Annotated in this window: 25 protein-coding genes and 1 pseudogene; 11 read left to right on the plus strand and 15 right to left on the minus strand. The window is 67.3% G+C overall.

Annotated features, from left to right (window positions below):
* Positions 1–60 precede the first annotated feature (60 nt).
* Positions 61–654 (plus strand): NADPH-dependent FMN reductase, encoded by a 594-nt coding sequence (locus AC1DDO_RS07705; RefSeq protein WP_476971675.1) that lies wholly within the window; start codon positions 61–63, stop codon positions 652–654.
* On the opposite strand, the gene AC1DDO_RS07710 is transcribed toward AC1DDO_RS07705, so the two are convergent.
* Complete coding sequence (locus AC1DDO_RS07710; protein WP_476971676.1) at positions 651–1,553, minus strand: GAF domain-containing protein; 903 nt, start codon at positions 1,551–1,553, stop codon at positions 651–653. The two genes, AC1DDO_RS07705 and AC1DDO_RS07710, sit on opposite strands and share 4 nt — an antisense overlap.
* 437 nt (positions 1,554–1,990) lie before the next feature.
* Here AC1DDO_RS07710 and AC1DDO_RS07715 point away from each other — a divergent pair, with 437 nt between their 5' ends.
* On the plus strand, positions 1,991–2,452 hold the full coding sequence (locus AC1DDO_RS07715) for a hypothetical protein (protein ID WP_441408339.1): 462 nt from the start codon (positions 1,991–1,993) through the stop codon (positions 2,450–2,452).
* Positions 2,453–2,517: 65 nt separating this feature from the next.
* On the opposite strand, the gene AC1DDO_RS07720 is transcribed toward AC1DDO_RS07715, so the two are convergent.
* The 4 genes from AC1DDO_RS07720 to AC1DDO_RS07735 form a co-directional block, all read right to left on the minus strand.
* Complete coding sequence (locus AC1DDO_RS07720) at positions 2,518–3,819, minus strand: MFS transporter (protein WP_476971677.1); 1,302 nt, start codon at positions 3,817–3,819, stop codon at positions 2,518–2,520.
* Between the two features lie 80 nt (positions 3,820–3,899).
* A complete protein-coding gene (locus tag AC1DDO_RS07725; RefSeq protein WP_476971678.1) occupies positions 3,900–4,664 on the minus strand; it encodes an SDR family NAD(P)-dependent oxidoreductase in 765 nt (254 codons plus the stop codon).
* 154 nt (positions 4,665–4,818) lie between these two features.
* Complete coding sequence (locus tag AC1DDO_RS07730; RefSeq protein WP_476971679.1) at positions 4,819–5,772, minus strand: SDR family oxidoreductase; 954 nt, start codon at positions 5,770–5,772, stop codon at positions 4,819–4,821.
* Complete coding sequence (locus AC1DDO_RS07735; RefSeq protein WP_476971680.1) at positions 5,765–6,748, minus strand: helix-turn-helix transcriptional regulator; 984 nt, start codon at positions 6,746–6,748, stop codon at positions 5,765–5,767. Before AC1DDO_RS07735 ends, AC1DDO_RS07730 begins: the two co-directional genes overlap by 8 nt.
* A 233-nt stretch (positions 6,749–6,981) precedes the next feature.
* On the opposite strand from AC1DDO_RS07735, the gene AC1DDO_RS07740 reads away from it, so the two are divergent.
* Together AC1DDO_RS07740 and AC1DDO_RS07745 are read left to right on the plus strand one after the other, a co-directional pair.
* The gene (locus AC1DDO_RS07740) at positions 6,982–7,452 is read left to right on the plus strand and encodes a DUF4383 domain-containing protein (protein WP_476971681.1); all 471 of its coding nucleotides are present in this window, start codon (positions 6,982–6,984) and stop codon (positions 7,450–7,452) included.
* 249 nt (positions 7,453–7,701) lie between these two features.
* Positions 7,702–10,029 (plus strand): putative bifunctional diguanylate cyclase/phosphodiesterase, encoded by a 2,328-nt coding sequence (locus tag AC1DDO_RS07745; RefSeq protein ID WP_476971682.1) that lies wholly within the window; start codon positions 7,702–7,704, stop codon positions 10,027–10,029.
* Positions 10,030–10,102: 73 nt separating this feature from the next.
* Here AC1DDO_RS07745 and AC1DDO_RS07750 read toward each other — a convergent pair whose 3' ends face one another.
* Entirely contained in the window at positions 10,103–11,584 is a 1,482-nt protein-coding gene (locus AC1DDO_RS07750; RefSeq protein ID WP_476971683.1) for an MFS transporter, read from the minus strand.
* Between the two features lie 84 nt (positions 11,585–11,668).
* Here AC1DDO_RS07750 and AC1DDO_RS07755 point away from each other — a divergent pair, with 84 nt between their 5' ends.
* Positions 11,669–12,046: a MarR family winged helix-turn-helix transcriptional regulator gene (locus AC1DDO_RS07755; protein WP_476971684.1), complete on the plus strand. Its 378-nt coding sequence runs from the start codon at positions 11,669–11,671 to the stop codon at positions 12,044–12,046.
* A gap of 76 nt (positions 12,047–12,122) precedes the next feature.
* On the opposite strand, the gene AC1DDO_RS07760 is transcribed toward AC1DDO_RS07755, so the two are convergent.
* The gene (locus AC1DDO_RS07760; protein ID WP_476971685.1) at positions 12,123–12,875 is read right to left on the minus strand and encodes a phosphotransferase enzyme family protein; all 753 of its coding nucleotides are present in this window, start codon (positions 12,873–12,875) and stop codon (positions 12,123–12,125) included.
* Positions 12,876–12,884: 9 nt separating this feature from the next.
* Positions 12,885–13,541: a DUF998 domain-containing protein gene (locus tag AC1DDO_RS07765; RefSeq protein WP_476971686.1), complete on the minus strand. Its 657-nt coding sequence runs from the start codon at positions 13,539–13,541 to the stop codon at positions 12,885–12,887.
* A gap of 57 nt (positions 13,542–13,598) precedes the next feature.
* Here AC1DDO_RS07765 and AC1DDO_RS07770 point away from each other — a divergent pair, with 57 nt between their 5' ends.
* Positions 13,599–14,411: an alpha/beta fold hydrolase gene (locus AC1DDO_RS07770; protein WP_476971687.1), complete on the plus strand. Its 813-nt coding sequence runs from the start codon at positions 13,599–13,601 to the stop codon at positions 14,409–14,411.
* Positions 14,412–14,435: 24 nt separating this feature from the next.
* Here AC1DDO_RS07770 and AC1DDO_RS07775 read toward each other — a convergent pair whose 3' ends face one another.
* A complete protein-coding gene (locus tag AC1DDO_RS07775; protein ID WP_476971688.1) occupies positions 14,436–15,263 on the minus strand; it encodes a VOC family protein in 828 nt (275 codons plus the stop codon).
* 227 nt (positions 15,264–15,490) lie between these two features.
* Here AC1DDO_RS07775 and AC1DDO_RS07780 point away from each other — a divergent pair, with 227 nt between their 5' ends.
* The gene (locus AC1DDO_RS07780; RefSeq protein ID WP_476971689.1) at positions 15,491–16,000 is read left to right on the plus strand and encodes a hypothetical protein; all 510 of its coding nucleotides are present in this window, start codon (positions 15,491–15,493) and stop codon (positions 15,998–16,000) included.
* Positions 16,001–16,154: 154 nt separating this feature from the next.
* On the opposite strand, the gene AC1DDO_RS07785 is transcribed toward AC1DDO_RS07780, so the two are convergent.
* The 4 genes from AC1DDO_RS07785 to ykgO form a co-directional block, all read right to left on the minus strand.
* Positions 16,155–16,937 carry a YcnI family copper-binding membrane protein gene (locus tag AC1DDO_RS07785; RefSeq protein ID WP_476971690.1) on the minus strand — a complete coding sequence of 261 codons (783 nt, stop codon included), beginning with the start codon at positions 16,935–16,937 and terminating at the stop codon, positions 16,155–16,157.
* Between the two features lie 126 nt (positions 16,938–17,063).
* Positions 17,064–17,708 (minus strand): hypothetical protein, encoded by a 645-nt coding sequence (locus AC1DDO_RS07790; protein ID WP_476971691.1) that lies wholly within the window; start codon positions 17,706–17,708, stop codon positions 17,064–17,066.
* Between the two features lie 91 nt (positions 17,709–17,799).
* Complete coding sequence (locus AC1DDO_RS07795; protein WP_476971692.1) at positions 17,800–18,345, minus strand: copper resistance CopC family protein; 546 nt, start codon at positions 18,343–18,345, stop codon at positions 17,800–17,802.
* 254 nt (positions 18,346–18,599) lie between these two features.
* Complete coding sequence (ykgO, locus tag AC1DDO_RS07800) at positions 18,600–18,722, minus strand: type B 50S ribosomal protein L36 (protein ID WP_476971693.1); 123 nt, start codon at positions 18,720–18,722, stop codon at positions 18,600–18,602.
* 234 nt (positions 18,723–18,956) lie between these two features.
* Here ykgO and AC1DDO_RS07805 point away from each other — a divergent pair, with 234 nt between their 5' ends.
* The 3 genes from AC1DDO_RS07805 (at position 18,957) to AC1DDO_RS07815 (ending at position 22,155) form a co-directional block, all read left to right on the plus strand.
* The gene (locus AC1DDO_RS07805) at positions 18,957–19,889 is read left to right on the plus strand and encodes an ABC transporter ATP-binding protein (protein ID WP_476971694.1); all 933 of its coding nucleotides are present in this window, start codon (positions 18,957–18,959) and stop codon (positions 19,887–19,889) included.
* A 5-nt stretch (positions 19,890–19,894) separates the two neighbouring features.
* Positions 19,895–21,208, plus strand: coding sequence for an ABC transporter permease (locus AC1DDO_RS07810; RefSeq protein ID WP_476971695.1), 1,314 nt, complete (start codon positions 19,895–19,897; stop codon positions 21,206–21,208).
* A 74-nt stretch (positions 21,209–21,282) separates the two neighbouring features.
* Positions 21,283–22,155 (plus strand): PhzF family phenazine biosynthesis protein, encoded by an 873-nt coding sequence (locus AC1DDO_RS07815; protein ID WP_476971696.1) that lies wholly within the window; start codon positions 21,283–21,285, stop codon positions 22,153–22,155.
* A 36-nt stretch (positions 22,156–22,191) separates the two neighbouring features.
* Here AC1DDO_RS07815 and AC1DDO_RS07820 read toward each other — a convergent pair whose 3' ends face one another.
* The gene (locus AC1DDO_RS07820) at positions 22,192–22,668 is read right to left on the minus strand and encodes a DUF4188 domain-containing protein (protein WP_476868404.1); all 477 of its coding nucleotides are present in this window, start codon (positions 22,666–22,668) and stop codon (positions 22,192–22,194) included.
* Positions 22,669–22,739: 71 nt separating this feature from the next.
* Here AC1DDO_RS07820 and AC1DDO_RS07825 point away from each other — a divergent pair, with 71 nt between their 5' ends.
* A complete protein-coding gene (locus tag AC1DDO_RS07825; RefSeq protein WP_476971697.1) occupies positions 22,740–23,378 on the plus strand; it encodes a MerR family transcriptional regulator in 639 nt (212 codons plus the stop codon).
* A gap of 5 nt (positions 23,379–23,383) precedes the next feature.
* Here the strand turns inward: AC1DDO_RS07825 and AC1DDO_RS07830 are convergent.
* Positions 23,384–24,561: pseudogene (locus tag AC1DDO_RS07830) on the minus strand (S1C family serine protease); the annotation flags it as partial.
* Positions 24,562–24,577 lie beyond the last annotated feature (16 nt).

The raw sequence follows: 24,577 nt of genomic DNA on the forward strand, positions 1-24,577 counted from the left end.
GGGGCGTCCGGATTGTTGTTCTAATTGTGGGCAGATACACCATCCGGAAGGGAGTCCGCCATGATCCGCATCGCAATCGTGCTCGGGAGCACCCGGCCCGGACGCCTCGGAAAGCCGGTCGCCGACTGGGTCAAGGCACGGGCGTCAGAGCGCGGCGATGCCACCTTTGACGTCCTCGACGTCGCCGATTTCGACCTGCCGCTCCTCGACGAGCCGCTGCCGCCATCCCTGGGCCGGTACAGCCTCGGGCACACGAAGGCCTGGTCCGAGGCTGTCGACGGATTCGATGGCTACATCTTCGTCACCGGCGAGTACAACCACTCGATCCCCGGGGCGCTGAAAAACGCCGTGGACTACCTCTACAAGGAGTGGAACAACAAGGCCGCCGGGTTTGTCAGCTATGGAAGCAGCGGCGGGATCCGCGCCGTCGAGCACTTCCGCGGAGTTGCCGCAGAACTGCAGATGGCAGATGTCCGGGCGCAGGTCGCCCTGCCTTTGGCCACGGAATTCGTGCACTACCGCGCCTTCGTCCCGACTGAGGCCGCGGAGCAGAAACTGCAGATCCTGTTTGACCAGGTGGTTGCGTGGGCCGGCGCCCTGAAGACCCTCCGCCCGGACCATGCCCACCGGGCAAACGACGCCAGCGCCGCCTAGGCCGGGGTTTCCGTTCTCCGCCGCCGTCGACGGGCAGGAGGTGCGTCCCCGGCGTGTGGCGCCGGGGCATAGGGGCCGGGCGGGGGCTCTCTCGGGCCCTGGACCGAATCCGGAACGAGCACATGGACCGTGCCGCCGCCGGGTTCCCGCGTGGCGCGGCCGGTTTCCCGCGTCAGGCCAACCGCTTCCCGCGTAGCGCCGACTGTCCCGCGGGAGCCTCCGGACGCTTCCCCAGTGGCGCCGCCCGCGACGCTTCGGAGATAGTCGAGGGCTCCCTCTTCAGTAAATCCGTACTCCCGCACGAGCGTCCGCATCGCCAGGCCGGCCAGCGCCCGGGAGAGTTGGGCCGAGGAGAGATCGGCACCGCTTCCGGACCTCAGGGCCAACTGCTGGACCAGAAGCAGTGCGCGGGACACGTGCCGGGCCAGTCGAGCCGCTGCCGTGATGTCTGCGCTGGTGAACAGATGCGGCCACGGCGCATACAGATTCACGGAAGCCTGGAAGACCGTTTCGGGGACCAGCGGCACAGACAGGACCGACCGGACACCGAAAGCCGCGGCGGCGCTGGCATACCCGGGCCATCGGCGCTCGAGGGACGTGTCGCCCACGGAGACAAATTCACCGCCGCGGACAGCCGTGCGGGCCGGGCCGTCGTCGAAGGAGCGCTGCGCCTCGTCCGCGGCCCGCGCCGGTGCGCTGCCGGCCGTAAGGGTGAGGGCCTCCCCTGACCCGAGCAGCGTGATGGCCCAGCTGATCCCGCGGGCAGGACCGCCGATGTCGTGGACGAACTCACCCACGGCGGCGCTGAGGAAGGCACCGATATCCGGGTCGTTGAAGTGCAGCTCCCAGAAGGAGGCATGCCGATCCGGCCGGCCCTCTCCTGCAGTTCCTTGGGTCATGTTCCACGCTCGAGATCAAAGCACGCAGCTCACTGCTGAACCGATGAAAACAGCATACGTCCGGGCGGAAACCGCGGCACCACTCATCTTTCCGGGAACGCTGCGGCGCCCACGGAGCCCGGCTCAACCCCCGCGGTTCCGCAGCGGCCCAGGGAAGTTCCAACGAACCGCCCTGGACCGCCCGCCCCGGCTCCAACACCAGTCGCGGAGGACCCGTCCGCCGTGGCAAACCTATTAATACCCGCGTTCGCCCGGTCCCAAAAGAGACCTTTGGCCCCTGCCGCCCGGTGTGGCGCGTCCACGCATTTCAGACCTCAATCCACCCTGTCATTTCACCCCCGGCGGATGAGGCCCCGCGACCGCGCCAGGGCACAGGATGGAAATGCCCTCCGGTGCTCGGATGCTCGGGGGCCAGCCCAGCTGGAGAGGAACTTCCAATGTCCAGACCGCACGCAATCCTCGTCGGAACAATCGCGCTTGGCGCCGCCGTCGCACTGCTCACGGGCTGCAGCCCCGCAAACCCGCCGGCTGGCACGTCCAGCCCCACTTCGGCCGTGTCGAGCCCGCCCGCGAGTGTCTCGCAGCTCTGCGCCGCCGTGGATGCCCATGCCGCGGCCCTGGCAAATTTCAAGAACACGCTGAAGCCTGACGCCACGGTCGATCAGGTCCGCGCGGCCCAAGAGCAAGTCGCGAAGACCTACGCGGATCTCGAAAAAGAGACCGCGAACCTCGCGCAACAACGGGCGGATGCTGTCAAGGCCGCCGAGGCCAAGTTCAATGCCGCCGTCGCGGCCGTACCTGACAACGCCACCTTGACCCAGGCAGCCGATTCCCTCCGGGACGAAGCCTCCAACGTCGAGGCCGCGATCCGCGACGTCCGCGCTGAAGTCAAGTGCTAGGGCCTTAGTCCAGACCCCATGTGCCGCGCGCTGGCCTGTCCCGGTCCGGCGCCGATTCACCGGGTTTATGAAGGCCGGTCCGCGGCCCTGAGCTCGCGGGGACCGGCGGGGTAGCCGCCGCGCCGGCTGGCCAGGATGATCACGAGGGCCGCCGCCGTCGGGACCGCCGCGGCCAGCGGCACGAACTGGGCACCGGCGGTGGTCAGGGCCATGGCGCCGTACCCGGCGCCGACGGCGATGCCCAGCTGAATCGTCACGACTGTCAGGCCGTTGGCCGCGTCTTTGTGCTCCCCACCGGCCCGGAGGATCGCTGCCTGGTTGTAGATGCCGATGGCCCCGAACGCGGCTCCCCAAAGCGTCACCAGCGCGAGTTCGCCCGCCCAGGTGCCGCCCAGCACGGGCAACAGGCCGAAGGCGCCGACGAGCAGGGCAACCGCGCACAGCAGGGAGCGCCGCGGACGGGAATCCGCCGTCAGACCCGCGATCCAGATGCCCACCAGGCTGGCGACCCCCACCACGGAGAGGGAAATTCCCGTGAAGGCACCCGGCAGGCCAACGCTTTGGAGGAACGGGGCGATGTAGGTGAACAGCGTGAAGTGTCCCAGGAGCAGCAGCGGCCAGGCGGTGGCCACGGCAACCACGCCCGGCAACTTGAGGGCTCCGCGCAGCGAGGGCGTGACATTGCCGCCGCTCTCCGGAGCGGCCGGAAGCAACCACACGGCAAGCAACGCGAGGATAGCCCCGACCCCTGCCAGGACAAGGAAGGAGTCACGCCAGGTCAGCACTGTGCCCATTGCCGTGCCGATCGGGGCACCGACGGCCAGGGCGATGCTGTTGCCGCTGAAGACGATGGCCATTGCCTTGCCGACCGAGTGCGCCGGAACGATCCGCGCCACATACGGGGCCATGCTTGACCACAGCATCCCGTGGGCCACGCCGCCGAGAAGCCGCGCGGCAATGGCCAGGCCCAGGACCGGGCTGCAGGCCAGCAACACGTTGCTGACGGCGAACGTGAGCACGGTAGCGATCAGCAGGGTTTTGCGGGGAACCCGGCCGCCAAGCAGCCTGGACAGGGGAAGCGCGGTGAACACGATGACGGCGGCGTAGGCGGCCGTCAGGGAGCCCACGGCTGATTCCTCCACGCCCAGGTCGCGGCTGATCTGCGGCAGCAAACCGGACGGCAGGAGCTCGGTGGTGACGGCGGTGAAGCCCGCCGCGGCGAGGATCAGGAGGGCTCCCCGCGGGAACTTCGGCGACTGCGGCGATGCGGACTGCGTCGATACGGTCGGCGTCGATGCGGTCTGTACCGCTGCGGACTGCGGCGATGCGGCAGCCGGTGTCTCGGCGATGGAAGGATCTGGCGTCAAGGGGGCGTCCTCATCATTCGTGTCCGGGTGGGTTCGGCCGGTACGGCGGCGGGCTTAGGACAGGGGTCGGTCCGCGGCCGTCAGGCCTGGTCGGTGGGCATGATCCACAGCTCGGCGACAGAGGCGTGGCGTGGCCTGGTGACCATATAGGCGACGCCGTCGGCGATGTCCCCGGGTGCGAGCACTTCGGTCTGTTCATAGAAGGGGTCGATCATTTCGCCCCGGATATCGGGTGTGTTGTGGGAACCGAGCTCGGTGTCGACGCCGCCGGGTTCCAGGACGCCGACGCGCACGTGCCGCTGGGTGACTTCCTGACGGAGGGCTTCGGTGAATCCGTTGACGCCGAACTTGGTGAGGTTGTAAACACCGTAGCCGTTCCAGGCCACGCGGCCGGCAATCGAGCTGATGTTTACGATATCGGCGACTCGGCGCGGGCTGTCCCCGGCGGCCTTGAGCAGGTGCGGCAGGGCGGAGTGCGTGGTGTGGAGCAGGGCCTGGACGTTGATGGCGATCATTCGGTCCCACTCTTTGGGGTCAGCGTCAACCACCGGGCCAAGCAGCATCAGCCCGGCGTTGTTGACCAGGATGTCCAGTTGTCCGAAGCGTTCAACAGTCTGCTCGACGGCGGACTGCGCCTGGGCACGGTCGGTGATGTCGGCCTCGATGACCAGTGCGGTGCCGCCGACCGTTGCGATCTCGGCGGCGAGGGTTTCCAGGCGGGCGCGGCGGCGGGCCACGAGCGCCACGGAGGCGCCGAGGCCGGCAAGCTGGCGGGCAGTGGCCGCGCCGATGCCGCTGCTCGCCCCGGTGACGAGGGCGACGGTTCCGTTCAGTGGTGGTGTCATGAGTGTTTTTTCCTCAAAACGATGGGCCCGTATGGGCCGGGGTAAGTCCTCGGCGTCCGGCTGAGCTGTGATGGCGGACTTAGTGGTGGCGGACTTGGTGGTGGGGTTTGATGGACGACGGCGGGACCTCCCGCCGTCGTCCGTTTGCGTTACGTCAGGCGTCGTCGTGGGCGAGGTTGCTGGAGAGTTCGCGATGGGCATTTGCCTGGTCCCGGAGTTCCTTGGCCCGGGTCTCGAAGACCCCGACGGCGTCGGAGCCGGCGGCAAAGCGCAGCGGCGGCTCGTCCAGTTCGGCCAGGTGTATCAGGGCATCGGCGAGCTTGGCCGGGTCCCCGCCCTGCTGTCCGTCCATGCTTTGCCAGGCCGCGACGGTCTGTTCCGTGCGCTCGGCGTAGTCCTCGATTGTGGATTCGGCGTAGCGCGTGGATTCCGGTGTGAGCAGCTCGGTGCGGAAGAACCCCGGCTCCACGATCATGGTGCGGATGCCGAACGGGGCGACTTCGGGGGCCAGGGACTCCGCCCAGCCCTCGACGCCGAACTTCGACGCGGCATAGGCGGAAAGGAATTCCCCTCCCGCGATGCCGGCGGTCGAGGAGATCGTGACCACCAGCCCGGAGCGCTGGGCACGCAGGACCGGCAGGGCCGCGCGGGTGACATTCATGGGCCCGAACATGGTGGTTTCGATCTGTGACCGGAAGTCCTCCGGAGTGATTTCCTCGAAGAACCCGGCGTAGAAATTGCCGGCGTTGTTGACGAGGACGTCAATCCGGCCGAACCGGTCGACGGCGGCCTGCACGGCCGCTTCCGCCGCCGAAGGGTCGGTGACGTCGAGTTGCACGGCCAGCAGGTTCTCGTTCCCGCCCACGGCCTGGGCGACCTTCTCCGGGTTGCGGCCGGTGGCAACCACCGCGTGGCCGGCGGCCAGGGCCGTCTTCGCAATGTCAGTCCCCATGCCGCGGCCGGCGCCGGTGATGAACCAGACCTTCTTCCCTAGCACCGATTCGTGCCGTTCGGAGTCGTGCTGTTCCGAGTCGTGCCGTTCGGAGTCGTGCTGTTCCGAGTCGTGCTGTTCCGAGTCGTGCCGTTCAGATTCGTGCTGTTCAGTCATGTGTTGGTTCTGTCTTTCCTGGGTTACGTGTTCCAGGCCGCGCGTGGGGGCGCATCCCCGGGACTGTGGATCCGCCGGCAGGGCCGCCGGCGGTCGTGGTTTCGGGAGGCGATGCCGCCCAGCTGGCGAGGAACGCCAGCGCGTTTTCGGACGCAGAGCCGGGCTCCGCGGTGAAGGTGAACAGGGTCTGTCCCTCGTCACCGGGAAGGTAGAGCGTCTCGTACTGCAGCGACAGGTCGCCCGCGACGGGGTGGTGGAAGCGTTTGGTTCCTGTGGTGTGGATGCGTACGTCATGCCCGGCCCACAGCGCGGAGAACAGGCCGCTGCGGGTGGTCAGCTCCCCGACCAGCTCGTTCAGCGCCCTGTCGTGCGGGTTCCGTCCGGCTTCGGAACGAAGCATCGCCACCGTGGTGGCCGCGATCGCCCGCCAATCCGGGTAGAGGTCTGCCGCGCCCGGATCGAGGAAAAGGTAGCGCGCCTGGTTCGGCAGCCGCCCTGGCGTGTCCGGCCCAGGCTGTGCGGCGAAGTTGAACACGGGCGCGTACAGCGCACGGCCCAGCAGGTTGGCTGCCAGCACGTCCGAACGGCCGTTCTGCACGAGCGCGACCACTGCGGTCATGCCGTCCAACAGACGCAGCACCCCGGGACGGACCCGCTGCTGCGGTGGCCGGCGGGGAGCCCCGCGCGATGGCATGTTGGCCGTCCGTGCCAGATCCATCAGATGCGCCCGCTCGGCCTCGTCCAGCTGAAGTGCGGTGGCGACGGCCTCGAGCACCGCGTCCGAGACCCCGCGCAGGCTGCCCCGCTCCAGCCGCGTGTAGTAGTCCGTGCTCACCCCGGCGAGCTGCGCCACTTCCTCACGGCGCAGGCCCGGCACACGGCGCAGCTCCCGGTAAGTGGGTATACCGGCCTGCTCAGGGCTGATCTTCGCGCGTCGCGAGATCAGGAACTCTCGAATTTCGACTTTTCCGTCCACACCCATCACGCTACGCAGGCAAAGACGCCGGTGGCAGTGTCTATCAGACACCCCCAAAACACGTGAATTCTCGCCCGCAGGCTGCCGCGGACAGGGCAGTTAGGGCACAGGTTTCCAAGCTCACTGACAAGCATCAGGAGTAAAATGTGGGCGTCGGCAGGGTTCCTGCGACTCCCTGCCGAGTGGCCGGTTTTCCACCCGAAGAGCCAGTATTCTGCGTGAAAGGGAAGGCCATGACTACCGCTTCACACCCAGCCCAGCACCACGCGATGGGGCTGACGCTTCACAACACCACCCTGGCAATTGGCGGGGTTTTCCTTCTGGTTGGAATTCTCGGGTTCATTCCGGGCATCACTACAAATTACGTGGCAATGGGCTTCGCGGGACCCGAGTCAGGGGCATTGCTGCTTGGCGTTTTTAAGGTGTCCGTGCTCCACAACATCGTCCACATGCTGTTCGGCGTGGCAGGCATTCTGATGGCCCGCACAGACCGGTTGGCCCGGGTTTTCCTGCTCGGTGGCGGCATCGTGTACCTCGTGCTGTGGATCTACGGCCTGATAATCGGCATGAACACCAGCGCCAATTTTGTCCCGTTTAACTCTGCCGACAACTGGCTCCATCTTTTGCTCGGTGCCGCCATGATCGGCCTGGGCGTCTGGCTCGGCCGGGACGTCAAAGCCGAGGCGGGGGCAAGCACCTCCTAGCGTCTACCCCCGGTTCGTAGGGCGGACGCCGCCGGCTGCGCCGGCGGCGTCCGCCCTGTCCTGTGTCAGCGGCATTGCCAGTTCCTGCGCCCGGCCAGCAGGCTGACGGCTCCGCGCGTCGTTACCCTGTGACTGTGACCTGCGCCTTCACTAATGCATAGTGGACAGTGCAATCGATGGTCTCCAGTTGCACTCCATCGGTTCCTGTCCTCGAACAGCGGAGGCAGGGCAGGAACGAGATGGGGATCCATGGTTACCGAAGAGCCCGCTGGCCGGCCTTCCATCCCGGGAGCCCCCGGGATTGACGGGCGTCTCTCCCGGTTGTTGAGCTTTGGGCTCTTTACAGTGGCCGCGGCCTATTCGGCCGGTCTTGCCTTCCGCTCCAGTGGGGATTTCAGCCCGCTGGTGGACGGATTCCTTGACCTGCTGACAGTCTGGGTGCCCGCCGTCGTCGGTTGGCTGATAGTGCACCGCACCAGGCGCAGGCGGCCAGAGATCATCCTCGCTGCGGGCGCGCTGTCCTTCCAGGCCGCCGGGGAAACCTATTACGTGGTGAAATCAGCCGCCGGCGAGGACGTTCCGTTGCCCTCGCCGGCCGACATTGGCTACGTGGGCTTCTACCTGTTGATGCTGGCCACCCTGGCCGTGGTCATCCGCCGCCGCCTGCCCGACATGACCTGGGCGGTGGTCCTCGACAGTGCCGTCGGAGCCCTCGGGGCCGCCGCCATCCTCGCTGTCGTCCTGGACCCCATCCTGAACTCGGTCCTCGACGGTCCGCATTCCGTGGCCATGGCTCTGGGTGCCGCCTATCCCCTGTTGGACCTCCTGCTGGTGGCTGCGGTGATTGGGATCGCAGCCAGCACGGGACACAGCGTTGGCCGCGGATGGGGCCTGCTGGTCCTGGGGCTTCTCATGTTCACCGGCGCCGACATCGGCTACGCCCTCCTGGAGCTGAACGGTGTCTACGTCGTCGGAACGCCGCTGGACGCCGCCTGGGCGCTGGGCATCGCCCTGATCGGAATCTGGGTTGTCACGCAGGCCCGCAACGACGCGTCCGGCAACGAATCACGGCCCGTTCCGTCCCAGGCCGTTCCTGCCCTGGCTACGGTCGCCAGTTTGGTGGTCCTGATATTGGGAACGCAGGTGCGCGTGGCCATGCTGGCCGTTGTCCTGGCGAGCCTGACCCTGGCACTGGCGGCGCTGCCGCTGGTATTCCGGCAGCGGATCCGGCTGGCCGATATGCAGCGCCAGGCGCGGACAGATGAGCTGACCGGTCTCCCGAACCGGCGGGCCCTCTACACCGACGTGCCGAGGCGTCTTGCCTCAAACGGCCGGCGGCACAGTGCGGTGCTGCTGCTGGACCTCAACAAGTTCAAGGAGATTAACGACAGCCTCGGCCACGATGTGGGCGACGCCCTCCTGATCCAGGTCGCGGCGCGCCTGTCCGGTCAGCTGCGGCCCGCGGACCTGCTGGCCCGAATGGGCGGCGACGAATTCGTCGCGCACATCGATAACTGCGGAGTCGAGGAAGCGCAGGCCGTGGCCCTGAAGTTGAGGGCTGCACTGGCCGAACCCTACGATCTGGGCGGCGTCACCGTCCACGTGAACGCCAGCATCGGAATCTCCTGCTGCCCGGACCAGGGGCAGGACCTGACCATGCTGCTGCGCCGGGCAGACATGGCGATGTACACGGCAAAATCGACGCACGGCGGCCAATGCGTCTACGACGGCGGGGAGGTCATCTCCGGTACCACCCAGTCCCACCCCGTCCAGATGCTGAACCAGGCCCTGCGCGAGGACCAACTGCTCCTGCACTTCCAGCCAAAGATCGATCTGGGCACGGGCGACGTCCGGGGCGTGGAGGCCCTGGTCCGCTGGCAACATCCGGACCTGGGGCTCCTGCAGCCCGACGACTTCCTGAAAAGGTTCGAGGAAGCCGGGCTCATGCCGGACCTGACGGGCATCGTCCTGGGCAAGGCACTGGACCAGGCAGCCGCCTGGGCAGAGACGGGCCGGCCGCTGTCCGTCGCGGTGAACCTCTCCGCGCCCTCAATCATCGATTCCGGCCTGCCGGACCAAGTCGGCGCCATGGCCGCGGAACGCGGACTCTCACCCTCCGTCCTCGTACTGGAGATCACCGAGGACGTCCTGGTGGGTGACCGCGACCGGGCCTGCGAGGTGCTGACGGCGCTGCGCGGCATGGGTGTCCGGATCGCCGTCGACGATTTCGGCAAGGGATACAGCTCGCTGTCCTACCTGCGCGAACTGCCCATCGACGAGCTCAAAATCGACAAGTCCTTCATCCTGTCCATGACCGATGACTCCCGCGCCACGGCCCTGGTGGTTTCGACGATCGATCTGGCCCACAGCCTGGGGCTGGACATGACGGCGGAAGGCGTGGAAAGCGAGGACGCCTTCCGCGCCCTCAGCGACTACGGCTGCGACGTGGCGCAAGGCTTCTTCATGTCCAGGCCGGTCCCCGCCGCAGAACTGGACGCTTGGCTCGCGGTCCGCCGCCACCACCCGCCCCGGACGGGCCTGTTTTCGATTCTCTACCCCGGCTCGTCGGCCACCTAGGCACGCCCTCACCCCGACCGGCTGGAGCGCCGAATGCTCCCGCTACGGGATCCGTATTCACCCGTGATCAGTCTCAGGCGGCTCGGATCTCTGCTTCCGCCCGCTTCCGGCTGCGAGTGGGCATCGCGGCGACGACCAGGGCTGCAACCGCCACGGCTGCGCTCAGGATCAGGCCGGGCCGGTACTGTTCCAGCATGGCCGCCGCATTGGCGCCGCCGTCGGACGCACCGCCGTGACCGCTGACCATGGCTGTGGTGACGGCGAGAACCAGGGCTGCCCCCACCTGGGTGCTGGTCTGGATCAGGCCGGCCGCCAGGCCCTGTTCAGAGTTCCGGATGCCCGCGGTGGCCTGGACGTTGATGGACGGGAAGGCCAGGGCAAAGCCGACGCCCAGCAGCAGAACGGAGGGCAGAATGTCCGTCACGTAGTTCGGCGAGGTCCCCACCCGCAGGAACAGCACGTAGCCGAGCGCCAGCGAGGCCAACCCGGTCAGGATCAGCCGCGGGGCGCCAAACTTGTCCATGAGCCGGTCCGCGAAAGGCGCGCTCGAAGCCACCAGCAGGCCCGTGGGAAGCAGCGCGAGGGCCATGCCAAGGGGACTCCATCCCAGCACGGACTGCAGGTAGAGCGTGAGGATGAACTGGAAGCTCAGGTATGAGCCGAAAAGCCCGACGGCGCTGAGGTTCGCCCGCGCCACCCAGCCTTCCCTGAGGATGCTGAACCTGATCAAGGGGTGCCTGACTCGGTTCTCGATCACCGCGAAGGCTGCCAGCACCACTGCAGAGGCCACGAATCCGGCGATAGTTGCCACAGATCCCCAGCCGTTTCCGGGTGCCGAAACGAGCGTGTAGACGAGCCCCAGCATGCCTGCCGCGAGTGTCACGGCGCCCCATACGTCGTGCCCGCTGTCCTGCTCTTTGCCTTGTTCTTTGCCTGCGGCGCCGTCCCGGGGGATGTACTTGAGGCCCAGAAGCACGACGGCGACTGCCACCGGCACGGAGACCAGGAAGGTCCCGCGCCAGCTCATGGCCGTCATGAGGCCTCCGACGACCAGGCCGAGTGAGAAGCCGCTTGCGCCGAAGGTGGTGAAGATGGAGACGGCGCGGTTCCGTTCGCGCCCTTCCGCGAAGTTGGTGGTGATGATGGAGAAGCCGGCGGGAGCTGTGAACGCGGCGGCCAGGCCCTTGACGAACCGGGTGGCGATCAGCAGGGCCGGGTCATCCACCAGGCCGCCGAGCAGGGAAGCGGCGGCGAAGACGCTCAGTGCGATCAGGAAGATGCGCCGCCGGCCGAGGAGGTCCGCCATCCGGCCGCCCAGCAGGAGCAGGCTTCCGTAACCGAGCACATAGGCGGAGACGATCCACTGGAGGGATTCGGTTCCCAGGTGGAGTTCGGTGCCGATCGAGGGCAGGGCCACGCCGACCATGGAAACGTCCAGCGCGTCGAGCGCCAGCACGGTGCACAGGACCATGAGAAGCATCCACTGCGCACGGGTCCAGCGGACCGGGTCAAGCCGTTCGCCGGCGGATCTTTCGAGGGTGGAAGTTGAGGTCATGACATCAACTTATATGACGCGTCATTGAATGACAAGGAATATTATGACGTGGACTTTTAATGCGTCATCAACTAGAATGGCAGCATGGCAACAGCGCAGGACCGACAGCTGGTTGAGCAGTGGCGCAACATCCAGAGCACCTACTTCCGTACCGCCGGCGCGATCGACCGTGCCCTGGAAACGCGGTTCAGCATCGGCCTGACGGAGTTTGAAATCCTGGATCTGGTGGCCGAAAGCGCGGATGCCGCGTGCCGGATGAAGCAGCTTGGCGAGCGGACGCCCATGACCCAAAGCGCCATGTCCAAGGTGGTGGACCGGCTCGACAAGGCCGGACTCATTTCCCGCCACTCCTGCGCAGATGATCGCCGCTCACTCTTCCTGGAACTCACCGACGCCGGCCGCGCACTCCACCGGGAAGCCGCCATCGAACACCGCGCCCTGCTCAAGGAAAACCTGGCCTGACCGTTGCGCCGTCGCTTGCGGCGGCGGCACAATCAGACGGGCGCCGACGCGGCGAGGGCCGCGGCCTTCCCGATCCTCATTCCTGCGCGAGGGCTTGTTCCCAGGCCGCTTGATTCCGTACGACGTATTGAGCCGCGACACGCCAGTGATCGCCGTGTCCGTTGGCATACATGTCGGCCCATGGCTGGAACCCGGTCTCGTTCGAGGACTTCAGGAGACTGAACATCGCTTCGGTCCGTCTCGCCATGGCGGCCGGCAGCGCCTTGCGCAGTGCGTCGTCAGCTTCGTAACCGTCAACCACGGCACGCAATCTCAAGGCGGCGTCGTCCACCGGCTGCCCTTCAATCAGTAGGCCGAACGACTGCGCGGCGTACGCCAGATCCCACAGTCGCGTACTGGGGCCGGCACCATCCCAATCGATGAATAGCCAGCGCTCTCCCATGATGAGGTTCCACGGGGCGAGGTCGTTATGGCACATCAGGTTCGGATTCTCTGCCGGCAGCAGCATCTTCGCATCGCCCGGATTCGGGATCACCACTGATTCGCTGGCATCGTGGATTTGCCGAATCATCCGGCCCACCCGCTGCAAATCCGCCTGCCCGAGCGGCAGCCGGTCCATCGCCAGTGCGCCTTCAACGTATTCGACCACGCATCGGCCGCCTTCATCCCGGAGGGGCTGTGGAACATCCACCCCGGCGGACCGGAGGGCACCTAGATAGCCCTGCACGGCGGAGGAGTTTTCCAACCACGGCTTTCGGACGGTGCCGCCAATGCGCACAACACTTTCCGACGCATTGCCACCTGTCAGTTCCTGTTCGTCGTCGGCCATCCCATCACGCTACTGGGTGCGCAGCCGGGAGGCGACCGCGAAAATCCAGGCCATGAAAGCGATAAGGATGACCCGTTGCACCAGGCCCTTCCAGTCGAACAGCACTCCCCCGGGCTGCTGGCTGAACTTGAGCACGCCAATTCCGAGGGTCAGGATGATGCCGGCGGCCAGGGTCCACGCGGCCAGTGGGCGCCAGGGCCGGTCGCTGCGGAAGCGCCGGTAGAAAACGAAGCAACTTACGGGCGCGAGCGTGAAGAAGATCGCCCCGAAGATTCCATGCACCACACCATGCGCACTGGCCTGGTCGAACATCGCCGACGGATCGGTGGCGAACAGTCCGGACACCATCAGGCTGACCCCCATGCACTGCACAAGCACCGGCCCGGCCCGGGAAGCCGCCCCGGTAGTGAAGTGCACCGCGAGGCCGCGACCGAAGACAACCATCAAGGCGCCGGTCAGCACGAAGTTGAGCATCTGGACCCAGCCGTAGGGGCCAAGGGACAGCTCGCTGACGAACATGCTCGTCGGGGAGTAACCCGGGCACAGCCACCCGTAGACGGTGAAAACGGCGACAAAAAGGACTGGGCACACCATGCCCGCCACGGCGGCCAGTTCCACGCGCCGACGTCCAGCGGCAGCGCGGCCGGGGACAGAACTCGAAGTCACAAACTGAAGCCTAGTGCGTCAAGGCCTCGTCGCCCGGTTGCGATCTACACTGTCTGGATGGAGGCCACGGTCAGCGGAGTCCTTGTGCATTACGCCGAGCACGGCAGCGGCACACCGGTTCTCGCTCTGCACGGCGCCGGTGTGGATCATCGCGAGATCGCGGGCGCCCTTGAACCGATCTTCGCCAACGTTTCCGGCTTCAGGCGCCTCTATCCGGACCTGCCGGGGATGGGCCGCACCCCGGCGCCCGGGACGATCGCGAGCAATGATGACGTCCTGGACCTTCTGCTCGGCCTGATCGACGCGACCATCGGGGATGAACCGATGCTCGTCTTGGGCCATTCGTACGGCGGGTACCTTGCCCGTGCGGTAGCCAATCTTAGACCTGAGCAGGTTGTTGGGCTGGTACTAATCTGCCCGGTTGGCGCGCATACCCGGAACGTGCCCGAGCATGAGGTCCTTGTTTCGTCGGCCGGTCTGGCCGCCGGGCTGGGGCCGGAGCCCGAGGCTTCCTACCGCGGCTACTTCGTTGTGCAGACACCTGAAACGCTAGGCCGGTTCCAGGAGGTTGTGGCACCGGCAGCGTCACTGGTTGACGAGCCGGGCCTGATGCGAATCTTTTCGCAGTGGGAATTGCGGGACCGCCCGGAGTCTGCGAAGACGTATCCTCATCCCGTGTTGATTCTGGCGGGGCGACAGGATGCCACGGCCGGGTACACAGGTCCGTGGGAGTTGATCGAGCACTACCCCCGCGCCACCTTTGCTGTGCTCGATCGTGCCGGCCACGCCCTGCTGCACGAGCAACCCACCCTCACGCACGCCCTGGTGGTCGAATGGCTCGCCCGGGTGCGTGAGCACTCCACGACATGACGTAGCCGTCCTTCGAAGGACCGTTCACCCCGACGGCGGCGCGAACTGGCTCGCGGTAAACTCCGCTCCCTGCGGGTCCCGGATCAGTGCCGTGCGCGTCCACGCGGTGTCGTCTTGGCTTAGGACTTGGGCGCCGAGCCGCTGCGCATCAGCCGCCGTCCGGTCCCGGTCGGCAACCGTGAACGAGACGTGCCAGCGCGGCAGTTTGTCGGGGGCGGTGGTCGCGATCCAGGCGATCGCATCCTCGAAGCCAGGTGGGGCGGCCACCCCTGACTGCCTCGCCCTGATGCCCGGATCGACTGTCGCCTCAAGGTGATCACCATAACCGGGCCTGCGGATCATCATCGCAAAGCCGAGGTCGTCGACCTGCCAGCCGAACGCGTCCTCGTAGAACGCAATGGCTGCGCTTGGGTTGGGCGTGTGAAGGTCGCTGAAGTTCCAGGCGCCGGGTTGATTGGCCACTTGTGCCCCCAAGCGTCGCCTTGCCTGCCAGATGCGGAACTCGGCTCCCTCCGGATCGGCCAGCGCCGCGCTGCGTCCGCCTTCTCCCGCATCCGCGGGTGCCGATCGCAGCGTAGCGCCGGCGTCAACCATCCGTTGGACCGCGGCATCAGCGTCATCGACGGATACGTACGTGCTCCATGCCGCCGGTCCCGCCTGGGTGCTGGCCAGCCCGGCGACGTCCTGCCCGTGGAGCTTTGCAATCAAATAACGGCCCGGCGCTCCCGCCGGCATCGCGTCTTCGAACGTCCAGCCGAACATTCCGGCGTAGAACTCGGCGGCCGCCTCGACGTCGGGCTGCTCGGTGTCGATCCAACACGGAACGCCCTGTGGGTAGGTTCGTTGGGTCATCTCTCGCTCCCGTCCATGGAGACAGCCTAGCGAGCCGGGATCCGGCCGGGTACCCCGTCCTTGGCATACCCGTTGTCTGGGGGTTGGCTTGTGACGCTGTTTCTTTGGGCGCGAATCCGCGGCACGATGGAGGGGAAAGGCGCACGTTCTCCCTTTCCACCTGAGGGGTTGGCGATTCTTGTGGGTCACATGGAGGAATCCATCCAGGGCCGCGGCGAGGTGCCGACATGAAAGAGCTGAGACTCATCCGCGGGCGCGGCTTCGCGGCCTGGGAAGTGGGTCCGGTGTCGGTCGGGCTGGGTCTGGCCGCCCACCTTCTCTCCGGTGGCGGCGCCCCTCCGGTCCCGGTTCTGGTAGCCCTGATGGCGCTGTTGAGTATGTGCGCTTCATTGGCCGCCCGGGCGAGGCTCCCCGGCTGGTTGCTTGTGGTCCTCTGCGGCCTGGCCCAGCAGGTGTTGCACCTGGCGTTCGACCGGTTCACCGGGACGTTTTCCGGGACGCTACCGCCCGGGCATCACGCAACGGCAGCGTGGCAGCCGGGGCAGTTGACCACCGTCCTTTCGGGCGTGCCCGGACACGGGCACGGGCAGGAACTGATGCTGGACACCCACGTCGCCGCCGCCCTGCTGACCGCGCTCCTCGTTGCCAAGACGGACACGTCTGTTTCGAGGGCGTTGGCCCTGCTGCACCGCGCGGGCGCGGAGCTGCCGCCGGCTGCGCCCCGGAACAGACGCTAGGCCGCCCGGCAACCCCCAGCCCACCCAGGAAAGTCCTGTCCTCCCAAGGCGGCGTCCTGTGCTCCTAGGCAGACGTCCCGGACAAGCGCAGCCTGTCCGGGACGTCTGTTGCCTGGCTATCGGTGGCTGCCAGGCCGGTGTGTTGCTTGCCTTGTTACTTGGCGGTTGTTTTGCCCTTGGCGGTGCGGGTGCGGGCCAGTGCGGTGACGCCGGCGGCGAGTCCGGCCAGGCCTGCGGCGAGTCCGATCCAGCCGGCGATGGAGCCGCTGTTATCGGTGGTGCTCGCCGCCGTGGCCGGAGCGGCGGCCGGGGCCGGGGACGCTGCCGGTTCCGCCACGGCCGCGGGGGACGCCGTGGCCGGGGCTGCGCCGTGGGCGGGTTCGGTGTCGGCGGCGGTGGTGACGAAGGAGGGTGCGGGGTGTTCGGGTTCGGGCTGGCCCTCGAGGGCTTTTTGGTCCCAGGCCACGACGGTGCCGTCGGTGTAGGTCTGGGTGGCGGGCAGGGTCACGGTGGTGCCGGCCTCGGGCAGGACGCCCACGGAGAGGGAGAAGGCCTGGTATTCGTTCGGGCCAATCTGGTGGGCGGCGTCGGCGGTCCAGACCACCGTTCGGGGGGCCTTGGTGACGGTGGCCCCGGCGATGGTGACCGGTGTGGGCAGCTCGGCGGTGGTGATCACCGCTGTCCAGCCCTCCACCGGTTTCACCGAGACCGAGGTCAGCGGGGTCTCGGTGGGCAGGGTGACTTCGAGTTTGCTGGTCTTGGCCGTCGCGGATTCGTTCGGGACGTTGAAGGTCAGGTGACTGTAGCCGCCGGCGGCCGGGTCATCGGAGTCGACATGGACGTGCGCGGACGCGGCCGCGGCGCCGGCGGCGAGCAGCCCGGCGGTCAATGTGGCGGCAGCGGCGCCCGTGAGGGTACGGCGAAGGGAGGGTTTCATGGCAAGAGGGCCTTTCACAAAAAATAACGGGTCATAGAGGGGCCGGCCGGCACGGATGCCGGCCCGGCGGTAAGCAGCGGTGGCCGCCCGCGCTCCCCGGTCCGTGTGTGAAAGGAAAGGGCGGTCTCAGGCGGCGGGCACCGGTGCGGGCGGTCCGCGCCTTGTCGGCAGGCGCCGGCCCGGCCGCTCCAGAGGAAGAATCAGATGCACCGTGCAGGGGCCCGGGACCCGGGCCGGCACGATCGTGACGGGCGCCGGCAGGTCCACCAGGGGGCGCAGCCAGGACGCCAGCGCGGACAGGGCCCGCTCGCCGCGGGCCAGCAGCAGCGAAGTCAGAAGAGTCGCGACCGCGTGCGCGGCCACCATCGCCGCGTCCATCCCCGCACCGGGGCCGGCCATGGCCGCATCAAAGGACGCATCAAGGGAACCGGGAGCCATCGCCTGGCCCGCCAGTCCGGGGGCCAGGCCCGAGACCGCATGGGCATGGCCGGACATTCCCGCCGGAATCCTCACGGGCACTGCAGCGGAGAGGACGTCGAAGGACCAGTGCAGCCACAGCTGCCCCACGCCGAGCAGCCCGGCCAAAACGGGGAAGGACAACCGGAACCGGGTCAGCACCGCCACCGGCACCAGCGCCACCGCACACACCGCCGCGAGGATCCCCGGCCCCGGAAGCTGGCCCCCGCCGGCCAGGTGCCCGCCGGCCGCCAGCGCCACAATCACAGAACCGATCAACCCGGTACGGAACAACCGGAACGGAGCACGCGTCATCGGGAGCGGTCCTTTCCGGAATCCAGGGGCAGACGGGGATGCGCTACAAATTCTACGGGCCGGCCGGCGTCGGGGCACCCGCGCAGGGCGTTCATGACTCTGGACCGTCGGCGTCGTTCACGGACAGCCGGCGGCGGACGTGGAGCGCTGTCCCGGCCAGTCCCGCGGCAAGCACGGCACCGCCGGCGGCCAGTCCCCACAGCGGCGCCCCCGTTCCGCCGGGCGTCTGGGCGGGAGCCGGCTTTGCCTGGACGGACAAGGCAGCCGGCTGTCCCGCACCGGCGGTGAAGGAAAAGGTCCCCTCGATCGGATGGGAGTCCGCGGACACGATCCGCCAGGCCACCGTGTAGTGGCCGGCCGGTGCGCCGGCCTTGACGGGCTGGGTGACGTGATTGTCGACGACGGCGACCGGGCCGTCAGATTGGTTCGTGCCGGCCTCGTCCCGGATCAGGATCTGCGAGCCCAAGGCGATCGGGGTGTGCAGGAACGTCAGTCGGATGGTTGGCGGAACCGATGCGACGGTGGCTCCGGCGGCCGGCTCGGTGGCTTCGAGCACGTCGTGGGCCGCTGCCGGTGAAGCGGGCGCGAGAACCGTCGCGAGGGCGGCCACGAGCGCCGCAGCGGCAGCAGACCGCATGAATGCACGTGCGAAGCCGGCGTCCACGCCAACCACCCCCTGCCCTCAACGACGTCCCTGCCCCAAGGTGGAACCAATGATGCCGGGTGACACCCTCCGGCCGAACACCCGGCACCGGTGGCCGACCACAGAGTATCCCCGCGCACCCGCAGTAAACCTTGAACCGCCTCGACGTGAATCTGGACGCCACCGGAGGGCTGGTGACGTCCAGATTTCGGGGCGGCATCCCGCCGTCGGTAATGCAGCGCCGGGAATCAGCCCTGGCGGGCCTTCATCCGCGGGCTTTTCTTGTTGATGACGAAGGTGCGCCCACGGCGGCGGACGATCTGGGCTCCCGGGATTTTCTTGAGTGCCCGCAGCGAGTTCCTGACTTTCATGGGTGGCTCCTTGGTGGTGTTTGGTGTGGGTGGAATCGGCGGAAGGGGGTCGGGAAGCACGAATGTGTGAGTCCATCCGATGGCAGCAATTCTACATGAGAATCATTCTCAATTACAAGGAACCGGAGGCGCTGACTTCGGGAGACCATGAACTCCCCCTGGACCCGGGATCGCCGCTTCGGCACTGTCAGCCGGTTGCCGCCGTCCCGGCGGTGGGCCGGATACAGTGGTGCCATGAATCTGGGGGACCCGGCCGCCGAGCCGCTGGTACACATCAAAGACTTCCGGATGGACTTCGGGGACACGACGGTCATCAAAGACCTCTCCTTCGATGTCCGGGCCGGGGAAACATTCGGGTTCCTGGGCAGCAACGGATCCGGGAAAACCACCACGCTCCGGGCGCTGCTGGGCATCTACCAGCCCACCGCCGGGACCCTGCACATCGGCGGCAAACCCTTCACCCCCCAGGACGGGGCCCGGCTGGGATACCTGCCTGAGGAACGCGGCCTGTACAAGAAAGAGTCCGTCCTGGACGTGATGGTCTACTTCGGCCGCCTCAAAGGCCTGGATAAAACCCACGCAAAAACCTGGTCCCGGGACTACCTCGAACGGGTCGACCTCGCCGACAAGGCCACCACACGGCTGGACAAGCTCTCCGGCGGCCAGCAGCAAAAAATCCAGCTCGGCGTGACCATCATGAACGACCCAGAGCTGCTGATCCTGGACGAGCCGACCAAGGGCTTCGACCCGGTCAACCGGCGCCTGCTGATGGACATCATCGAGGAACAAAAACTCGCCGGCGCGACCGTCATCATGGTCACCCACCAGATGGAAGAAGTCGAACGGCTCTGCGACCGGGTGATCCTGCTCAAAGACGGGACCTCCCGCGCCTACGGCACCGTCGCGGAAGTCCAGGAACAGTTCGGCGGAACCGTCTACCGGCTCTCCTACGCCGGGGTACTGCCGCCCTCGGCCCTGTACGACGTCGTCATCGACGCCGGCGGCGCTGCCGAACTCTCACCCCGCCCTGGCGCTGACGAGGCGGCAGTATTGCGCGAGCTCGTCGGCAACGGCGTAGCCGTCCAGTCCTTCACCACCGCGAGGACATCCCTGGACGAGGTCTTCATCAAGGTCTACGGCGAGTCCCACGACATGGCGGAGGCCTGAACCCCATGACCCAGCACACCTCAACACAGCCCACCGCTCCCGCGCCGGTACCGCCCCCGCCGCCGGCACCGGCGGGCCGCCCGTTCGCCCGGCACAACCTCGGCACAGTGGTCGGGTTCGAATTCACCCGCACCGTCAAAAAACGCCGCTTCTGGATCGCCACCCTGGCGATTCCCGTGCTGATGGCGATCGTGTTCGGCCTGGTCTACCTCAGCAACTCCTCCTCCGCGGCCAGCGAGGACGCCCAGAAGACCGCGGCCATGTCCTTCACCTACACCGATGACTCCGGGCTGATCTCGGATGGCATCGCGACGGCCATGGGCGGGCGGAAAGCGGCCGACCCGCAACAGGCCCTGCAGGACGTGAAAACGGGCACGACGGATGCGTACTTCGCCTACCCCGCCGAGCCGGCCACGCAGCCGGTGAAGGTCTACGGCACAGACCAGGGGGTCTTCGAAAACGGCAAGTACGACGCCGTCGCCAAGCATCTCCTCACCGCCTCAGCCCAGGCTGAAGTCGGCTCCCCACAGCTGACCGCCGCGGCCAGCGGCGACGTGAAGACCGAATCCCAGACGTTCAAGGACGGCCAGCCGAGTGGGGGCTTCGGCTCCGCCGTGCCGCCGCTGATGTTCCTGCTGATCTTCTACGTTTCCATCATTCTGCTCTCCAACCAGATGCTCAACAGCACCCTGGAGGAGAAGGAAAACCGGGTCACCGAAATGATCCTCACCACCTTGAATCCGACCACGCTGATCATCGGCAAGGTCATCGCCCTGTTCATGGTCGGCCTCGTCCAGATCCTGGTCTTCCTCACCCCCATCGCCGTCGGCTACGCCTTCTTCCGCGACAAACTCGCCATCCCCGACCTCGACCTCTCGAACCTGAGCTTCGAGCCAGGAACAATGCTCGTCGGTGCGCTTCTGCTGCTGGGCGGCTTCATCGTCTTTACCGGGGTCCTGGTGGCGATCGGCGCGATCATGCCCACAGCGAAAGACGCCGGCACCATCTTCGGGCCTCTGATGGGGCTGATCTTCGTCCCGTTCTACGCGATCAGCCTGATCATTTCCGACCCCCGCGCACCCATCGTCCAGATCTTCACCTATTTCCCGCTCTCGGCCCCGGTGACGGCCCTGCTCCGCAACGGATTCGGCACCCTCAGCCCCGTAGAGGCAACCATCATCATCGCCGAACTCTTCATCACCGGGTTCCTCATCCTCCGACTGGCCGTCCACCTCTTCCGCTACGGGTCCATCCAGTACTCGAGCAAGCTCTCCATCGCCGGAACCTCCCGCAAGAAGAACGACCCGGCCGGAAATTAACTCCGCCTGCCAGGGTCCCCGACTCCATGCCCAAAGCCGCAGGCCCACAAGATCGAGCATGGGAGGATCGCCCTATGGAAAACACCTCCGAAGTCCTCCGTTACGCGGCCTTTTCCACGACGCCGGACGGCGGCAATCCTGCCGGCCTAGTCCTGGATGCCCGGCACCTGGATGACGCCGGGATGCTGGCGGTGGCGGCCGCCGTCGGGTACGCCGAAACAGCCTTCGTGACGGAGCCGGACGTCGACGGCGACCCGCGCCGGAGCCGGGTCCGGTACTTCTCGCCCATCGCCGAGGTGCCCTTCTGCGGTCACGCCACGATTGCGCTGGCCATTGCGCTGAGCGCCCGCGACGGGGCAGGAACCTTCACCTTCGACACCCCGGTGGGCCCCGTCCGCATCGAGACAGCGGGCGACGGCGCCGACCTCACCGCGTCCTTCACCGCCGTCGAACCACAACTGGCGGAGTTCGACGGCGACATCCTGGCGGAGCTCCTGGGATTGCTCGGCGTCAGTCGGGGCGACCTCGATCCGGCCTATCCGCCGCGGATCGCGTATTCGGGGAACTGGCATCCGGTGCTGGTCCTCGCCGACCGCAACCTTTTCGACTCCTTTGGCTTCGATCCGGCGGCCCTTCGCCGGCTCATGGACGCCCAGGGCTGGGCCGCAACGGTGGCCGTCCTGTACCCGATTGCCAGGGGCGAATTCGAAGCCCGGAACCTGTTCCCCGTCGGTGCCATCACGGAGGACCCCGCAACCGGCGCCGGCGCGGCGGCGGTCGGCGCCTACCTGCGCATCCTGGGCCTCGTCGTGCCCCCGTCGCGGGTGCTCATCCGCCAGGGACGGCACGTGGGCCGGCCGGGCCTGCTCACCGTGGACATTCCGGCCGCCGGCGGAGTAGTGGTCAGCGGCCGGGCGGTCCAGATCCCCGCCGCGGGCCACAGCTGATCGGACGCGCGGCCGCGGAAAGTGGCAGCCGGGGCGTCAGTGCGGGTTGGCGAGGCGCTCTCTGGCGTGATGGCGTCCGGGGCCGACGGGCACGAGCTCGGTGGCCCGGGCGAGACCTTCGGTGGGCATCGAGACGTACATGCTTTCGGCCCGGCTGACCTGGAATGTCTCGTGCCAGATGCCGACGGCCTTGGGGGCCTTTCTTGCCTGGCGGTTGAAGGCCGTCCAGGCCGGCCGGTGCTCGGATTCGGGCGCACTGGCGTAGGCATACAGCTTCTCCACCGACTCCCAGTACTGCACGATCACCGGCCCGCCGGCACCGAGGGCGAACCGACAACCAAGGAGGCCTGAGCCCGGCTCCTTGAAGAGTTCGTTCAGCATCCGCGGCATCGCCAGGAAGGCCGGCAGCCACAGGTCCGGACGCCAGGGGCTGTTGATGCGCATGCCGATCAGGAACACCACCAGATCACCGGAATGGCGGTGCGTGAAACGTCCAGCATTAATGCGTGCCATACTTTTCTCCTAACTAGATACCGCTACTCCCCAATATTGGCGAGTACTACTATCTAAGTCAAGGAGTATCTTTGCGCATCTCACAGCTGGCCGCGGCCACGGACGTCCCGGTGGCCACCATCAAGTACTACCTTCGGGAGAATCTGCTTCACGACGGCGTGCTGACTTCCGCGACGCAGGCACGCTACGACGACTCCCATGTGCGGCGGCTGAAGCTCATCCGGGCCCTCATTGGCACTGCCGGGCTTAGCGTCAGCGCCACCCGCGAGGTGTTGCTGGGCCTGGAGAACCCGCCGGAGTCCGGCCACGACCTGCTCGGAATCGCGCACCATGCGGTCGCCAGGACCGCTCCGGACGACGTCGACCTCTCAGCCGCGCAGCAGCTCCTGGACCGCTGGGGCTGGGGCGCGGAGGCATGCGACCGCGATGCCCAGGCCGCCCTGGTGCGGGCCTTGCAGGGGCTCTCAGACGCGGGGTTTGACGCGCCCGCGGTGCTCCTGGACCGGTATGCCGCGGCAATGCGGGACATTGCAGAGGCCGACGTCGAAAGTGTTCCGACGGATTCGCCGGAGGCCGCGATGCGGCACGTGGTGCTCGGGACCCTCCTGATGGAACCCGTGCTTCTGGCCATGCGCCGGCTCGCCCAGCAAAGCGCATCCTCCCAGCGCTTTGGCGTGGCGGGATCCGCCGGGCGGTCCGGCGCGGAATAGCCGCGTCAGCCGGCTGTGGCCGCGCCGAGCGTGACGTCCGTGCTTTGCTCCTGGCCGTCGCGGACAAAGGTGACCTTTACCGTGGCCCCGGCGGCCTGTTCCCGCGTCGCCGCCGTCAGCTCGGAAGCATCACTCACGCTGCGGCCGCCCAGCCCGGTGATCACGTCGCCGGCCTTCAGGCCGGCCTTGTCCGCGGCGGAGCCGGGGGTGACCGCTGCCGCCTCCGCTCCGGCCGTGAACTCCGAAGCGGTTCCCGAGGCCTTGTCCCGGACCGAGACCCCCAGCTGGCCGTGCGTGGCCGTTCCCGTGGCGATGATTTCCTGGGCGACGCGTTTCGCGTCGTTGATCGGGATGGAGAATCCGACGCCGATGTTCCCTGACTGGGATGCGGAGGAGGACGTGGACCCGGCCGAGGCGATGGCCACGTTGACTCCGATGACCTCTCCGTTCGCGTTCACCAGGGGGCCGCCGGAGTTCCCCGGATTGATGGCCGCATCTGTTTGGATGACGTTAATGCTGATGGTGCCCTGCGCGGCGGCGGAGGCCCCGTTCTGCAAGGCGGAGGTGGCCGAGGACGAGGTGTCGATGGTGCGGTTCGCTGCCGAAACGATGCCGTCGGTGACCGTTCCGCTCAATCCCAGGGGCGCTCCGATGGCAATCGCGGTGTCTCCGACTTTGACGCTACCGGAGTCGCCAAGGGTCGCGGCCACCAGACCGGGGGCAGTGATCTGGACGATGGCCAGGTCCGAGAGCGGATCTGTTCCGACGACCGTCCCCGGGTAGACGCTGCCGTCGCTGGTCCGAACCTCGATGGCCGCGTTCGCGGCCTGTCCGTCCGGGTGACCACATGCGTGTTGGTCAGAATATGTCCGGCGGCATCCAGGATGATGCCCGATCCGGTACCGCCCGACGTGCCGGAGCTGGCGCCGATGGTGACCACACTGGGTGAGGCCTTCTGCGCGGCGGCTGTCACCGCGCTGACGCTGTCCGGGTTGTTGATGATCACCGGCGTGTATTGGGTCGTTGCCGTACCGGATGCCGACGCTGCCGTGTTCCACATCGACGTCGCCCCGGCCGCCACGCCCCCGCCGAGGCCGCCCGCAGCCACCAGGCAGGCAACATAGAGCCCTGCGCCGACGCGTTTCCGGGTCTTCAGGCGTGCACGGGTTCCGGGGTTTTCGCTGTGCGTGGGAAGTTCA

This window comes from Arthrobacter sp. 10N43 (assembly GCF_056394525.1).